This is a genomic window from Simplicispira lacusdiani (genome assembly GCF_003604195.1).
Lineage (GTDB): Bacteria > Pseudomonadota > Gammaproteobacteria > Burkholderiales > Burkholderiaceae_C > Simplicispira > Simplicispira lacusdiani.
Window position 1 is genome coordinate 98,977 of record NZ_QXGR01000006.1, and the last position, 14,662, is coordinate 113,638.

11 protein-coding genes are annotated in these 14,662 nt (G+C 66.3%); 7 read left to right on the forward strand and 4 right to left on the reverse strand.

Annotated elements, in window-relative coordinates:
- Positions 1–5: 5 nt before the first annotated feature.
- The 3 genes from folD to D8S75_RS10000 form a co-directional block, all read right to left on the reverse strand.
- Positions 6–860 (reverse strand): bifunctional methylenetetrahydrofolate dehydrogenase/methenyltetrahydrofolate cyclohydrolase FolD, encoded by an 855-nt coding sequence (gene folD, locus D8S75_RS09990; protein WP_119966198.1) that lies wholly within the window; start codon positions 858–860, stop codon positions 6–8.
- Between the two features lie 74 nt (positions 861–934).
- Positions 935–1,561, reverse strand: a complete 627-nt coding sequence (locus D8S75_RS09995; protein ID WP_119966199.1) for a response regulator transcription factor — start codon at positions 1,559–1,561, stop codon at positions 935–937.
- Positions 1,558–4,113: a PAS domain-containing sensor histidine kinase gene (locus tag D8S75_RS10000; RefSeq protein WP_119966200.1), complete on the reverse strand. Its 2,556-nt coding sequence runs from the start codon at positions 4,111–4,113 to the stop codon at positions 1,558–1,560. Before D8S75_RS10000 ends, D8S75_RS09995 begins: the two co-directional genes overlap by 4 nt.
- 162 nt (positions 4,114–4,275) lie before the next feature.
- On the opposite strand from D8S75_RS10000, the gene aceE reads away from it, so the two are divergent.
- Genes aceE through D8S75_RS10020 form a run of 4 tightly spaced genes read left to right on the forward strand, consistent with a single transcriptional unit; the run spans position 4,276 to position 10,770 of the window.
- The gene (aceE, locus tag D8S75_RS10005; RefSeq protein ID WP_119966201.1) at positions 4,276–6,990 is read left to right on the forward strand and encodes a pyruvate dehydrogenase (acetyl-transferring), homodimeric type; all 2,715 of its coding nucleotides are present in this window, start codon (positions 4,276–4,278) and stop codon (positions 6,988–6,990) included.
- Positions 6,991–7,007: 17 nt separating this feature from the next.
- Positions 7,008–8,669, forward strand: a complete 1,662-nt coding sequence (gene aceF, locus D8S75_RS10010; RefSeq protein ID WP_119966202.1) for a dihydrolipoyllysine-residue acetyltransferase — start codon at positions 7,008–7,010, stop codon at positions 8,667–8,669.
- A 16-nt stretch (positions 8,670–8,685) separates the two neighbouring features.
- Complete coding sequence (gene lpdA, locus D8S75_RS10015; RefSeq protein ID WP_119966203.1) at positions 8,686–10,518, forward strand: dihydrolipoyl dehydrogenase; 1,833 nt, start codon at positions 8,686–8,688, stop codon at positions 10,516–10,518.
- A 33-nt stretch (positions 10,519–10,551) separates the two neighbouring features.
- A complete protein-coding gene (locus D8S75_RS10020) occupies positions 10,552–10,770 on the forward strand; it encodes a DUF3079 domain-containing protein (protein WP_119966204.1) in 219 nt (72 codons plus the stop codon).
- A gap of 54 nt (positions 10,771–10,824) precedes the next feature.
- Here D8S75_RS10020 and D8S75_RS10025 read toward each other — a convergent pair whose 3' ends face one another.
- Entirely contained in the window at positions 10,825–11,781 is a 957-nt protein-coding gene (locus D8S75_RS10025; RefSeq protein WP_119966205.1) for a DMT family transporter, read from the reverse strand.
- Between the two features lie 157 nt (positions 11,782–11,938).
- On the opposite strand from D8S75_RS10025, the gene D8S75_RS10030 reads away from it, so the two are divergent.
- The 3 genes from D8S75_RS10030 (at position 11,939) to D8S75_RS10040 (ending at position 14,649) form a co-directional block, all read left to right on the forward strand.
- On the forward strand, positions 11,939–12,838 hold the full coding sequence (locus tag D8S75_RS10030) for a LysR family transcriptional regulator (protein WP_119966398.1): 900 nt from the start codon (positions 11,939–11,941) through the stop codon (positions 12,836–12,838).
- 236 nt (positions 12,839–13,074) lie between these two features.
- Complete coding sequence (locus D8S75_RS10035) at positions 13,075–13,734, forward strand: glutaredoxin family protein (protein ID WP_119966206.1); 660 nt, start codon at positions 13,075–13,077, stop codon at positions 13,732–13,734.
- Positions 13,735–13,998: 264 nt separating this feature from the next.
- Positions 13,999–14,649, forward strand: coding sequence for a dihydrofolate reductase family protein (locus D8S75_RS10040; RefSeq protein WP_119966207.1), 651 nt, complete (start codon positions 13,999–14,001; stop codon positions 14,647–14,649).
- Positions 14,650–14,662 lie beyond the last annotated feature (13 nt).

Here is a 14,662-nt window from a genome sequence, read left to right on the forward strand (position 1 = left end):
GAGTGTCAGTGCGCGGCCGCGCGCTCGGCGGCTTCGAGGGTGTTGACCAGCAGCATGGTGATGGTCATGGGGCCGACGCCGCCGGGCACGGGGGTGATGTGGCTGGCCACGGCCTTGACGCCGTCGAAGTCCACGTCGCCGCAGAGCTTGCCTTCGTCGTTGCGGTTCATGCCCACGTCCAGCACCACGGCGCCGGGCTTGACCATGTCGGCCGTCAGCACATCGCGCTTGCCCACGGCGGCGACGATCACGTCGGCCTGCAGGGTCTGTGCCTTGAGGTCTTTCGTGCGCGAGTGGCAGACCGTGACGGTGGCGTCCTTGGCCAGCAGCATCAGCGCCATGGGCTTGCCCACGATGTTGCTGCGGCCGATGACCACGGCGTGCTTGCCCTTGAGGTCGTAGCCGATGGATTCGAGCATCTTCATGCAGCCGTAGGGCGTGCAGGGCCAGAAGCCGGGCATGCCGGTCATCAGCGCGCCGGCGCTGGCGATGTGGAAGCCGTCCACGTCCTTGGCGGGCGAAATGGCCTCGATGACCTTCTGCGCGTCGATGTGCGCCGGCAGCGGCAACTGCACCAGGATGCCGTGGATGGCCGGGTCGTTGTTCAGCGCCTCGACGCGCGCCAGCAATTCGGCCTCGCCCAGGTCGGCGGGGTACTGCTCCAGCACCGAGTGCAGTCCGGCGTCGTGGCAGGCCTTGACCTTGTTGCGCACATACACCTGGCTGGCCGGGTTGTCGCCCACCAGCACCACGGCCAGGCCGGGCGTGACACCCCGGGCCTTGAGGGCCAGGGCGCGCTCGGCCACTTCGGAGCGCAGTTGGCGGGAGAGGGCGTTGCCGTCGATCAGTTGGGCTGTCATGGTGATTCTTTAACAATGAAAATGGCCAAAAGCGCTTTTGGGTAAAGCGCTGGCAGCTATTGAAACAATAGCAATCAGCCCTTGGGCGCGTTCTGGCCCAGGGCGATCTTGAGCAGGTCGGCCACGGTGTTGGCGCCCAGCTTCTCCATGATGTTGGCGCGGTGCGCCTCCACGGTCTTGATGCTGATGCCCAGGTCGTCGGCGATCTGCTTGTTCAGGCGGCCGGCGACGATGCGCTCCAGCACCTGCGCCTCGCGGCTGGTGAGCTTGGAGAGCAGGGCGTCGCGGCTGGCGGCCTGCTGGTAGCCGGCGAAGGCCTGGCGGGCGTGGTCGAGCATGCGCTCGACAAGGCTCACGAGGGCTTCTTCATTGAAGGGCTTCTGGATGAAGTCGAGCGCGCCCTTCTTCATGGTGTTGACGGCCATGGGGACGTCGCCGTGGCCGGTGATGAAGACGATGGGCAGGGGCGACTTGCGCTCGATCAGGCGGTCCTGCAGCTCCAGGCCGGTCATGCCGCCCATGCGGATGTCCACGATCAGGCAGGCCACCTCGCGCGGGTCGTAGCGCGAGAGGAAGGATTCGGCCGAATCGAAGCAGCGCACCCGGTAATCCTTGCCCTCCAGAAGCCATTGCAGCGAATCGCGCACGGCCTCGTCGTCGTCGACCACATAGACGGTACCTTTTTTGGGAATCAAGCTCATGCAATTGTCCTTGGGGGATGTGCGTTTGCTACAGGATCTGTAGTGTCGTTGGCAGGTGGCGCGGCGAGTGGCAGCCAGAAGGTAAACCGGCAGCCCGTGACCTCCGAACCATTGTAGATGTTCTCGGCCTGCATCCGGCCCTGGTGGGACTCGACGATGCTGCGGCACAGGTTCAGCCCCATGCCCATGCCTTCGCTCTTGGTGGAGAAGAAGGCCTCGAACAGGCGTTCGAGCACTTCCGATGCCAGGCCCTTGCCGGTGTCCTGCACCGAGAACTCCACCACCTGCTGGCCGTCGACCTGCCGGGGCACCACGCGCAGCTCCACGCTGCGTCCGGCGGGCGGGCGATTGGCCTGGGCGATGGATTCGGCGCCGTTCTTCATCAGGTTCACCAGCACCTGCTCGATCAGGATGGAGTCGGCCATGACCTGGGGCAGGCGCGCCGCCACGTAGTGCGTCAGGCGCACGTTGTGGCGCCGCAGCTCGATATCGGCCAGTTCCACGGCCTCGTTGACCATGGTGGTGACATCGGCCAATTGGCGGTTGGGCTCGCTCTTCTTCACGAAGTCGCGGATGCGCTGGATGATCTGGCCGGCGCGCTGCGCCTGGTGCGCGGTCTTCTCCAGGGCCGTGAGCAGGGCCTCCTGGGTGATGTTGCCGCTGTGGATGCGCGAGATGATGCCGCTGCAGTAGTTGCTGATGGCCGTGAGCGGCTGGTTCAGCTCGTGCGCCACGCTGGACGCCATCTCGCCCATGGTGATGAGGCGGCTGACCGACTGCGCGCGCTCGGTCTGGCGGGCCGACTGCTCTTCGGCCAGGCGGCGCGGCGTGATGTCGGTGGCGATCACCATCTGCGCCAGGCGGCCATCGACCCAGCTGAGATAGCGCGAGCGCACTTCGAGCCATTTGTTCAGGTCGGGCAGGTAGATCTCGGCGTTTTCCGGGTTGGCGCTGGTCAGGCTGTCGGTAGGCAGGCCCATGAGGCTGTCCTCGTCCTCGCCGCCATCGGTGCTGCTGCCGGGCAGCACGCCCGCCTGGGCCACCAGCTGCAGGTGGCCGCCGGTGTGCGAGCCGAACCACTGACGGTAGAGCTTGTTGGCGAACAGCAGCTCCTGGCTGCCCAGGGGCGCGACCGAGACCGAGGCGTCAAGTGCTTCCAGCACGATGGTGAAGCGCTCGTGCGAGGCGGAAAGCTGCTCGCGGATGCGGTTGGGCTCGGTGATGTCGGTCATCGACGTCATCCAGCCTGTCTGCTGGCCATGGGCGTCGATCAGGGGTGAGACATAGAGCCGCGCGTCGAACAGCGCGCCGTTGCGCTTGCGCACGCGCACCTGGAAGCCGCCGGGAATCGTCTTGCCCGACAGTTCCTCGCGCAGCTTGGCGTGCAGGTGCTCGTGGTCCGACTCGGGCCAATAGGAATAGGGCGGCAACTGCCCCACCAGTTCGGCCTCGCTCCAGCCCGTCATCTGGCAGAAGGCTGCGTTCACGTAGGTGATGCGTCCTTGCAGGTCCAGCGCGCGCATGCCGGTGAGGATGGAGTTCTCCATGGCGCGGCGGAAATTGGTCTCGGCGATCAGGGCCTCTTGCGTGCGCATGCGGCGGCGCGTGTGGCGCCAGGTGGCGATCAGCATCCAGGCCGTCATCGCGCTGAGGGTGCCCACCAGCCAGAACAGGCCGCTGCCCACCACGCCCAGCGAGGTGCGGTAGGCCTGGGCGCGCAGCACCAGGCCGTTGCCCACGGGCGAGACCGGCACCGCGTATTCATTGGCCCGTGCGCTCCAGGGCACCCACTGCGCCGCCCGGCCACGCGGCGCCAACGGCGTGCCTGCGAGCACCTGTTCCTTCTCGTCGAGCAGCGTGACGGCGTAGCGTGCCAGCACCTCGGTGGGCGTGCCATAGCGCAGCAGGCTGTCGATGGAGTATTCGCCCAGCACCACGCCGCCGAACTTGCCCTGAACGTTCAGCGGCACATGCAGCTGCAGCAGTGGCGTGGCGTCGCTGTCCGTGGCTGGGGGCTGGGCGTAGACCGGCTGCTGCAGGTCGCGCGTGAGCCCGAAGTTGTCCGCCGTCGAGCCCTTGCGCAGTACTTCGCCGGCCACCCGCACCTGGCTGCCCGCCAGCGTGGGCGCGGCGTGGCTGGCCCGGATGCGGCCGCGCTCGTCGATCCAGGTGATGGCCTGCAGCTCGGGGTATTGGCTGACCAGCGCCTCGGCGCGCTGGTCGAACTGGGTGCGTTCCATGTCCTGGTTGGACAGATCGCGCGCGATGCGCATGAGCTGCTCCTGGCGCTCCAGCAGGCGCAGGCGCACGCGCTGCTGGGCGTATTCCACGTCGCGGCGCAGGGCTTCGAGCTCGCGCTCGCCTTCCTCCACGCGCAGGTACCAGAAGGCGGCAACGATGGCCGCCATGAACAGCAGCACGGCCGCCAGCGGCGCGAGAGCGGCGAAGCGGTCCTGGCGCACGGGCGAGAGGCTGCGCCACCACCTGCGCCACCAGTCCGCGAGGGTTCGGTGTTCCGGCGGCGTGGCCTGCACGGGCGTGATGTCTGACATGCCTCAAGTGTAGGGGAGCCCGTGGCCGGCGGGCTTCGGGGAATGTGCGGTTGCAGCAAAATATCGCATTATGGAAATGATGGGCACAATTTGAAAAAATGGAATCTTGTGCAAAAATAGGGCCCACGTACTAAATTGTGGCCATCACCGAGGAGACACACCATGTCCGCACAGCCCGATTCGCAGGCCGTCCACAGCGCGCCGACCGATTACGACATCGACTTGCAGGAAACCCGCGAATGGATGGAGGCGCTGTCCGCCGTCATCGAAAAAGAAGGCCCCGAACGCGCCCACTACCTGCTGGAGCAGCTCCTGGAACATGCGCGCCAGAACAGCATCGACATGCCTTTCTCGGCCAACACCGGCTACGTGAACACCATCGAACCCGAGCAGGAAGCCCACTGCCCCGGCAACATCGCGATCGAAAAGCGCCTGCGCGCCTACATGCGCTGGAACGCCATGGCCATGGTGGTGCGCGCCAACCGCCTCAACCCCGCCGACGGCGGCGACCTGGGCGGCCATATCGGCTCTTTCGCATCGGTGGCCAGCATGTTCGGCGCCGGCTTCAACCATTTCTGGCATGCCGAGAGCGAGAACCACGGTGGCGACCTGCTCTATATCCAGGGCCACAGCGCCCCCGGCATCTACGCACGTGCCTTCCTGGAAGGCCGCCTGACCGAGGAACAGCTCGACAGCTTCCGCCAGGAGGTGGACGGCAAGGGGCTCTCCAGCTACCCGCACCCCAAGCTCATGCCCGAGTTCTGGCAGTTCCCCACGGTGTCCATGGGCCTGGGCCCGCTGATGGCGATCTACCAGGCGCGCTTCCTGAAATACCTGCACGCCCGTGGCATCGCCAACACCGAGAACCGCAAGGTGTGGGTGTTCTGCGGCGATGGCGAGATGGACGAGCCTGAATCGCTGGGCGCGATCGGCCTGGCGGCGCGCGAGAACCTGGACAACCTGGTGTTCGTCATCAACTGCAACCTGCAGCGCCTGGACGGTCCGGTGCGCGGCAACGGCAAGATCGTGCAGGAGCTGGAGGGCGAATTCCGTGGCAGCGGCTGGAACGTCATCAAGCTGCTCTGGGGCAATGGCTGGGACGAGCTGCTGCGCCGCGACAAGACCGGCAAGCTCAAGCAGCTCATGATGGAAACGCTCGACGGCGACTACCAGGCCATGAAGGCCAACGACGGTGCCTTCGTGCGCAAAAACTTCTTTGGCCGCTACCCCGAAACCCTCAAGCTCGTCGAGCACATGACCGACGAAGAGGTATTCGAGCTGCGCCGTGGCGGCCACGAGCCCGCCAAGGTGTACGCGGCCTTCCATGCCGCCAACGCGCACAAGGGCCAGCCCACCGTGCTGCTGGTCAAGACCGTCAAGGGCTACGGCATGGGCAAGGCCGGCGAGGGCAAGAACACGGTACACCAGACCAAGAAGCTGTCGGACGAGGACATCAAGTACATCCGCGACCGCTTCAACATCCCGATCCCCGACAGCCAGCTGGCGGACATCCCTTACTACAAGCCGGCCGACGACACGCCGGAAATGCGCTACCTGCACGAACGCCGCAAGGCGCTGGGCGGCTACCTGCCGCACCGCCGCCCCAAGGCCGAGGAGCAGTTCACCGTGCCCGCGCTCGACACCTTCAAGGCCATCCTGGAGCCCACGGCCGAGGGCCGCGAGATCAGCACCACCCAGGCCTATGTGCGCTTCATCACGCAGTTGCTGCGCGACCAGGCCCTGGGCCCGCGCGTGGTGCCTATCCTCGTGGACGAGGCGCGCACCTTCGGCATGGAAGGCCTGTTCCGCCAGATCGGCATCTACAACCCCAAGGGCCAGCTCTATACCCCGGTCGACCGCGACCAGGTGATGTACTACCGCGAAGACAAGGCCGGCCAGATCCTGCAGGAAGGCATCAACGAGGCCGGCGGCATGGCCAGCTGGATCGCCGCCGCCACCAGCTACAGCACGAACAACCGCATCATGGTGCCGTTCTTCGTGTACTACTCGATGTTCGGCTTCCAGCGCATCGGCGACCTGGCCTGGGCGGCCGGCGACATGCAGGCGCGCGGCTTCCTGCTGGGCGGCACATCGGGCCGCACCACGCTCAATGGCGAGGGCCTGCAGCACGAGGACGGCCACAGCCACATCCTGGCGGGCACCATCCCCAACTGCATCAGCTACGACCCGACCTTCGCCCACGAGGTGGCGGTGATCCTGCACCATGGCTTGAAGCGCATGGTCGAGAAGCAGGAAAACGTTTTCTACTACATCACCCTGCTCAACGAGAACTACGCCATGCCCGGCCTCACGCCCGGCACCGAGGAGCAGATCCTGCAAGGCATGTACCTGTGCAAGCCGGGCGCCGAGGGCGACAAGCGCGTGCAGCTGCTGGGCTCGGGCACCATCCTGCGTGAATCCATCGCGGCCCAGACCCTGCTGGCCGCTGATTGGGGCGTGCAGGCCGATGTCTGGAGCTGCCCCAGCTTCAATGAACTGGCCCGCGAAGGCCAGGACTGCGAGCGCTGGAACCTGCTGCACCCGCTGGAAGCGCCGCGCCAGTCCTTCGTGGCGCGCCAGCTCGGCGGCCATGCCGGTCCCGTGGTGGCCTCCACCGACTACATGAAGAGCTACGCCGAGCAGATCCGCCCCTTCATCCCGGCGGGCCGCCCCTACAAGGTGCTGGGCACCGACGGCTTCGGCCGCAGCGACTTCCGCAGCAAGCTGCGCGAGCACTTCGAGATCAACCGCCACTACATCGTGGTGGCCGCGCTCAAGGCGCTCAGCGAGCAGGGCAGCGTGCCCGTCGCCAAGGTGGCCGAGGCGATCGCCAAATACGGCATCAACGCGAACAAGATCAACCCGCTGTACGCCTAACCGAACCGGAGACAAACATGGCATTGGTAGACATCCAGGTCCCGGACATCGGCGACTTTGACGAAGTGGGCGTGATCGAGCTGCTGGTGAAAGCCGGCGACACGGTCAAGGCCGAGCAATCGCTCATCACCGTGGAATCCGACAAGGCGTCGATGGAAATCCCGTCGAGCCACGCCGGCGTGGTGAAGGACCTGCACGTGCAGGTCGGCGACAAGGTCAAGCAGGGCTCCGTGGTGCTCACGCTCGAAGTGGCGGGCGGCGCGGCGGAATCTGCATCAAATCAGGCTCCAGCGCCCGCTGCACAAGCGCCAGCAGCTATCAAAACAGAAGTGCCTGCTGCCGTTCCCGTGGCGACCGCCGCCAGCGGCCCGCTGGAAGTGCGCGTGCCCGACATCGGCGACTTCAAGGACGTTGCCGTGATCGAGCTGCTGGTCAAGCCCGGCGACACGGTCAAACCCGAGCAGTCGCTGTTCACCGTCGAATCCGACAAGGCGTCGATGGAAATCCCGTCGCCCGCCGCCGGCGTGGTGCAGGAACTCAAGGTCATGGTGGGCGACAAGGTCAACATCGGCGACCTCGTGGCCCTGCTGTCCGGCGCCGCCGTGGCCGCACCGGCCGCGACTGCAACCCCCGCAGTCCCCGCCTCGGCGCCCGCGCCCGCAGCCCCGGCCAGCGCCCCTGCGGCGGCAGCTTCGGTCGCTGTGGCAGTGCCCGCGCACCAGCCTGGCACGCCCACGGCCGGCCTGCCGCACGCCAGCCCCTCGGTGCGCAAGTTCGCCCGCGCGCTCGGCGTGCCGCTCGACGAGGTCAAGGGCAGCGGCCCCAAGGGCCGCATCACCCAGGACGACGTGCAGAACTTCACCAAGGCCGTGATGACCGGCGCCGCCCAGACGCGCGCGGCGGCGGCCAAGGCGCCCGCCAGCAGTGGTGGTGGCTCGGGCGAGGGCCTGAACCTGCTGCCCTGGCCCAAGGTCGATTTCGCCAAGTTCGGCCCCGTGGAGCGCAAGGACCTCTCGCGCATCAAGAAGATCAGCGGCGCCAACCTGCACCGCAACTGGGTGGTGATCCCGCACGTCACCAACCACGACGACGCCGACATCACCGACCTCGAAGCCTTCCGCGTGCAGCTGAACAAGGAAAACGAGAAGAGCGGCGTCAAGGTCACCATGCTGGCCTTCATGATCAAGGCCGCCGTGGCCGCGCTCAAGAAGTTCCCAGAGTTCAATGCCTCGCTCGACGGCGAGCAACTGGTGCTGAAGAACTACTTCCACATCGGTTTTGCCGCCGACACCCCCAACGGCCTCGTGGTGCCCGTCATCAAGGACGCCGACCAGAAGGGCATCGTGCAGATCAGCAAGGAGATGAGCGAGCTGGCCGGCAAGGCGCGCGAGGGCAAGCTGGCCCCGGCCGACATGCAGGGCGGCTGCTTCTCCATTTCATCGCTCGGCGGCATCGGCGGGCGCTACTTCACTCCCATCATCAACGCGCCCGAAGTGGCCATCATGGGCGTGTGCAAGAGCAGCATCGAGCCGAAGTGGGACGGCCAGCAGTTCGCCCCGCGCCTGATCCTGCCGCTGAGCCTGAGCTGGGACCACCGCGTGATCGACGGCGCCGCCGCCGCGCGCTTCAACGTGTACTTTGCCTCGCTGCTGGCGGACTTCCGCCGCATCGCGCTGTAACGAGAGGGCAACGCACATGGCAACGATCGATATCAAGGTGCCCGACATCGGCGACTTCGCCGAGGTGGCCGTCATCGAGGTGATGGTGAAGCCCGGCGACACCATCAAGGCCGAGCAGAGCCTCGTCACCGTCGAGTCCGACAAGGCCTCGATGGAAATCCCCTCCAGCCACGCCGGCGTGGTGCGCGAGGTGCGCGTGAAGCTCGGCGACAAGATCGCCGAGGGCAGCGTGCTGCTCACGCTGGAAGTGGCGCAGGCCGCCACCCCGGCGCCCGCGCCTGCGGTTTCGGAGCCAAAACCGGCTCCAGCGCCCGCAGCACAAGCGCCAGCAGCTCCTAAAACAGAAGCGGCCAGCTTTGCCGGCAGCGCCGACCTGGAGTGCGACGTGCTCGTGCTCGGCGGCGGCCCCGGCGGCTACAGCGCCGCCTTCCGCGCGGCCGACCTGGGCCTGAAGGTGGTGCTGGTCGAACGCTACGCCACCCTCGGCGGCGTCTGCCTGAACGTGGGCTGCATCCCGTCCAAGGCGCTGCTGCACGTGGCCGCCGTGATGGATGAGGTCAGCCACATGGCCGACCTGGGCGTGGACTTCGGCGCGCCCACCGTCAACGTGGACAAGCTGCGCGGCCACAAGGAAAAGGTCATCGGCAAGCTCACCGGCGGGCTGGCCCAGATGGCCAAGATGCGCAAGGTGACCACCGTGCGCGGCTACGGCGCCTTTGTGGGTGCGAACCACCTCGAAGTGGAAGAAACCACCGGTACCGGCCAGGAGAAGACCGGCACCAAGAAGGTTATCGCCTTCCAAAAAGCCATCATTGCCGCCGGCTCGCAGGCTGTGCGCCTGCCCTTCATGCCCGACGATCCGCGCGTGGTCGACTCCACCGGCGCCCTGGCACTCAAGGAAGTCCCCAAGCGCATGCTGATCCTCGGCGGCGGCATCATCGGCCTGGAGATGGGTACGGTGTACAGCACGCTGGGCGCGCGCCTGGACGTGGTCGAGATGATGGACGGCCTGATGCAGGGCGCCGACCGCGACCTGGTCAAGATCTGGCAGAAGATGAACGCCAAGCGCTTCGACAACATCATGCTCAAGACCAAGACGGTGGGGGCCAAGGCCACGCCCGAAGGCATCGAGGTGACGTTCGCTGCAGCGGAAGAGGGCGGCACCGCCCCCGCGCCGCAAACCTACGACCTGGTGCTGCAGGCCGTGGGCCGCACGCCCAACGGCAAGAAGATTGCCGCCGACAAGGCCGGCGTGGCCGTCACGGACCGGGGCTTCATCAACGTCGACATCCAGATGCGCACCAACGTGCCGCACATCTTCGCCATCGGCGACATCGTGGGCCAGCCCATGCTGGCGCACAAGGCGGTGCACGAGGCGCATGTGGCGGCGGAAGTCATCGCCGGTGAACTGCAGGGCAATAAGGAATTGGCCAGCGCCGCTTTCAACGCCCGCGTGATCCCCAGCGTGGCCTACACCGACCCCGAAGTGGCCTGGGTGGGCCTGACCGAGGACCAGGCCAAGGCCCAGGGCATCAAGGTCAAGAAGGGCCTGTTCCCCTGGGCGGCCTCCGGCCGCGCCATTGCCAACGGCCGCGACGAAGGCGTCACCAAGCTGCTGTTCGACGATTCGCCGGAGGCCCATGGCCACGGCAAGATCCTCGGCGGCGGCATCGTCGGCACCCATGCTGGCGACATGATCGGCGAGATCGCCCTGGCCATCGAAATGGGTGCAGACGCCGTGGACATTGGCAAGACCATCCACCCGCACCCCACGCTGGGCGAGAGCATCGGCATGGCGGCGGAAGTGGCGCACGGCTCCTGCACCGACGTGCCCCCGGCACGCAAGTAAGCCGGAGCAACGCCACCGGCACCGGGCACAGCCATGGCAGTCAAGAAGTTCCCCAAGGCCCCCGCCCACCCCGAGCGGGTGTGCTGGGGCTGCGACCTGTACTGCCCCGCCAAGGACATGCGCTGCGGCAACGGTTCGGACCGGACGCAGCACCCGGCGGAGCTGTTTGGCGACGACTGGGAAACCTGGGGCATGCCGGACGATGGTGAGCCCCAGGCGCCCGCCAGCACCGGCGGCGCGCCCGGCGCCTGACGCCCCACGCACTGCATACTGGCCGCGCAGTCCTCAAGGGCTGCGCGGCCAGTGTCATTTCAGCGCCGCGACGGTGCTCGCCGGCACCTGCGACCGGGGCTGGCTGCCCCGGGAGATGAGCAACACGCCCGCGAGCACCAGCCCGGCGCCCGCCAACTGCGGCAGCGACAGCCGCTCGCCCAGCAGCCACGCGCCCAGGAAGATCGTCAGCACCGGGCCGATGGTGCCGATCAGCGCGGTGCGCGATGCGCCGATGCGGCGGATGGCGCCCGAGGTCATGAATACCGGCAGCACGGTGGCGAACAGCGCCATGCCCATGGCGTGCAGGTAGACCGGCGCCGGCTGGGCCAGGGCGTGCACCGGCTGGGTGGCCACAAAGTGGAGCAGCGTCGCCGCTGTCGAGATCAGCATGGCCAGCGCGGTGAAGCGCGCCGCGCCCAGCCGCCGGATGGCGGGCTCGCTGCCGGCCTGGTAGAAGGCATACGACACCGAGGAGCCGAACACGAAGGCTGCACCAACCAGCACCGTCTGCATGTCGCCGGCCACTTGCAGGTCGTGCGCGAAGGCCAGGCCGATGCCGGCATAGGACAGTGCCAGCGCCCCCAATTCGCGTCGCGACGCCGTCTGGCCTAGAAAGAGCACGCCGATCAGGAGGGTGAGCGTGGGGTAAGTGAACAGAATCAGCCGCTCCAGCGCTGCGGTGATGTAGCGCAGGCCGATGAAGTCGAGAATGCTCGCGCCGTAGTACCCCAGCAGGCCCAGCGCGCTCAGCAGCAGCCAGTCGCGCCGGCTGAGCGGGGCCAGGCCCTGGCCCGAGCGCAGTCCCACCCAGGCAAAGAAGGGCAACGAGAAGGCCATGCGCAGTGTGAGCAGCGTGACGGAGTCCAACGGCACGGTTTGCGGCACCGCGTAGGCCAGCTTCACGAAAATGGCCTTGAAGGAGAACCCCAGGGCGGCCAGGATGGCGAGGGCGAACCCGAGGCGTTCGGAAGACCAGTGTTTCCAGGGCATGGGTGGTATTGGCTAGGCATGCGGATAGAGCGAACGATATGCAGGCATTTCATTGCGCTCTAAAAGATTGCTACATGGTGGCAGTGCCTACCGGCTGGCACAATTGCCCATTCCACATGCCAGCGTTCGTAAATACCGAACGATGAAGGATGCCGCCATGGGCTATGACCTGACCGATCTGCGCCTGTTCGTGGCCATCGCCGAGGAACGCAACCTCACGCGCGGCGCGGCCCGCGCCTGCCTGGCGCCGTCGTCGGCCAGCCACCGGCTGCGCCGCCTGGAGGAGAGCCTGAACACCACGCTGTTCGAGCGCGAGGCCCGTGGCGTGGCGCTCACGCGCGCTGGCGAGGCGCTGCTGCGCAATGCCCGCGAAGTCTTGGCCAGCATCGAGCAGATGCACGCCAATCTCTCGCCGTTCGCCACCGGCATCCGTGGCCATGTCAGCCTGTGGGCCAACACCCACGCCACCCATTCCTTCCTGCCCGACGACCTGGCCGGCTTCCTCAAGCAACACCCCCAGGTCAGCGTGAGCCTGGAAGAGCGCACCAGCGCCGAGATCGTCCTTGCCGTGGCGGGTGGCGAGATCGAGGTGGGCGTGCTGGCCGACAGCGGCAATACCGCTGGCGTGGAGCTGACCCCCTACCGGCAGGACCTGCTGGTGCTCATCGTGCCCACGGGCCACCCCCTGGCCACGCGCGCCCGGGTGGGCTTTGCCGAGGTGCTGGACCACGCCTTCGTCATGCTGCATGCGGGCTCGGCCATCCACACCTTCACCATGAACGCGGCTGCCGCCCTGGGCCGCCACCTCGACGTGCGCATCCAGGTGCGCAGCTTCGAGGCGGTCTGCCGCATGGTGGGCGCCGGCGTGGGCATCGGCCTGGTGCCGCGCAGCGCCGTCACCCTGGCGGGCCTGGGCGAGCCGCCGGTGCTCGTCGCCATGGATGAGTCCTGGGCGCAGCGCGACCTGCAGATCTGCGTGCGCAAGGGGGCGGTACTGTCGGGTTTTGCGGCGGCGCTGGTGGCGCATTTACGGCGCAGTGGAAACGCGTTGTCTTGAGGTGCTGAATTGGACGGGAGGCCGGCCTTTCAAGGGGAATCGAGCGGAAAGTGCGCGCTGCGGATCGGGATGGGTCGCAAGGCGTAAAGCGCAGCAGTAGCCGAAGCTATTGCGAGCATTTACAACGGCATGGACCGCCATGAGACCGTGGATGCGCACGGCGCCGGTGATTCGTGCAGGGTATTCCAAGGGGTTGCCGTTATAGTGCCGCCAGCAACCTCAATAGACACGTCAATATGAAGAAAATAATACTGCTCGCCTTGCTTGTTTTTGCTGGATTCAAGTTCTATCAAAATGGGTTCTCCCTTTCTTCCGCGAAAGGCGCATTCGACAAGCAAGGCAAGCCGCTGGTTGTCTTGTTTATTGGTCCGAACTGTGGCGAACCCTGTGAAAGGGTCAGGGCGACCCTGAGGGACCGTGGGGCGGTGTTCGAGGAAATCAACGTGGCTGGAAAAGACGGTGCCCCGGTATCGAACAAGTACGGCATCGATATTTATCCAACCACTCTTGTGGGCAAGCATGAGATTCGTGGGGATGACCTCATGCAAATCACCTCGGTTCTGGCGGAGACCTACGGCAAGGAGGTGTTGAGCCGCATGGAAAACATGGCCATGGATAACCATTTCAATTCCGGTGGCCGCGCCAAAGTGGTGATGTATGCGACAAATTGGTGCCCATACTGCAAAATGCAGCGTGAGTACTTTGCTGCAAATCAAATTCCTTTTGAAGAAATCGATGTGGAGCAATCGCAGTCGAATGAACTGCTCTACAGGGCACTCCAAGGAGCCGGGTATCCGTTGACATATGTTGGCTATCGCCGATTTTCTGGCTACAAGGAAGGGGAGATAGCGGCTGCCGTGAAAGAACTGGCGAAGGCAGGCCCGGTTCGCCGTTGAGCAGGGCGCGGCATTCTTTGGGCAGAGAGGCGTTTTTCTCTCATCAAGCAGCGCAGCCCTTGACGGCCGGCGCAGGGCCACCACAGGGCAGGGCGCCCCTGTGCGTGAACATGCCGAAATATGCGCGTCGGCGGCGCTGGTGGCGCCGCGAGAAACGCTTGCCGGAGGGGGTACGCGCCGCCGGTTGTGTTTCGCAGGCCTGGCCGGATACAGTGGGCCAGGGATCGCAGCAATCCCCACTGCTATTGGCAGCCAGGAGACACCATGTCCAAGCTTCGCGTCGAGAGCTTCACGATTTCACTGGACGGTTTCGGTGCTGGTCCGCACCAGGGCATCGACAACCCGCTGGGAGTGGGCGGCACCTCGCTCCACGGCTGGGCCTTTGCCACGCGCACGTTCCAGAAGGCGGTGTTCGGTGGCGAGGGCGGGGCGACGCAGGGGGTCGATGAAGACTTCGCCGCCCGGGGCTTTCGGAATGTCGGGGCCTGGATCCTGGGCCGGAACATGTTCGGGCCGGTGCGCGGCCCCTGGCCGGACGAGAGCTGGCGGGGCTGGTGGGGCGAGAACCCGGTGTACCACGTGCCCGTTTTCGTGCTCACCCACCACGCTCGCGCGCCGCTGGTGATGGAGGGTGGAACAACCTTCCACTTCGTGACCGATGGCATTGCCAGCGCGTTGGCGCAGGCCCGGGCCGCAGCCGCGGGCAAGGATGTTCGCCTGGGCGGCGGCGTCCACACCATACAGCAGTACCTGCGCGAGCGCCTGGTGGATGAAATGCACATCGCTATCGCCCCCGTCCTGCTGGGCTCGGGGGAGCGCTTGTTCGAAGGGGTCGACCTGCCCGCCCTGGGCTACGCCTGCACGCAGCATGTGGCATCGCCGCTGGCCACACACGTGGTCTTCACCCGCCAGTGAGATCGGTGGCGCG

Bases quoted from the DNA above. Each gene is read 5' to 3' on its own strand.
- D8S75_RS10030 (WP_119966398.1), top strand. From the start codon at position 11,939: ATGGGCTATGACCTGACCGATCTGCGCCTGTTCGTGGCCATCGCCGAG.
- D8S75_RS10025 (WP_119966205.1), bottom strand. From the start codon at position 11,781: ATGCCCTGGAAACACTGGTCTTCCGAACGCCTCGGGTTCGCCCTCGCC.
- folD (WP_119966198.1), bottom strand. From the start codon at position 860: ATGACAGCCCAACTGATCGACGGCAACGCCCTCTCCCGCCAACTGCGC.
- aceE (WP_119966201.1), top strand. From the start codon at position 4,276: ATGTCCGCACAGCCCGATTCGCAGGCCGTCCACAGCGCGCCGACCGAT.
- D8S75_RS10000 (WP_119966200.1), bottom strand. From the start codon at position 4,113: ATGTCAGACATCACGCCCGTGCAGGCCACGCCGCCGGAACACCGAACC.
- aceF (WP_119966202.1), top strand. From the start codon at position 7,008: ATGGCATTGGTAGACATCCAGGTCCCGGACATCGGCGACTTTGACGAA.
- lpdA (WP_119966203.1), top strand. From the start codon at position 8,686: ATGGCAACGATCGATATCAAGGTGCCCGACATCGGCGACTTCGCCGAG.
- D8S75_RS09995 (WP_119966199.1), bottom strand. From the start codon at position 1,561: ATGAGCTTGATTCCCAAAAAAGGTACCGTCTATGTGGTCGACGACGAC.
- D8S75_RS10020 (WP_119966204.1), top strand. From the start codon at position 10,552: ATGGCAGTCAAGAAGTTCCCCAAGGCCCCCGCCCACCCCGAGCGGGTG.
- D8S75_RS10040 (WP_119966207.1), top strand. From the start codon at position 13,999: ATGTCCAAGCTTCGCGTCGAGAGCTTCACGATTTCACTGGACGGTTTC.
- D8S75_RS10035 (WP_119966206.1), top strand. From the start codon at position 13,075: ATGAAGAAAATAATACTGCTCGCCTTGCTTGTTTTTGCTGGATTCAAG.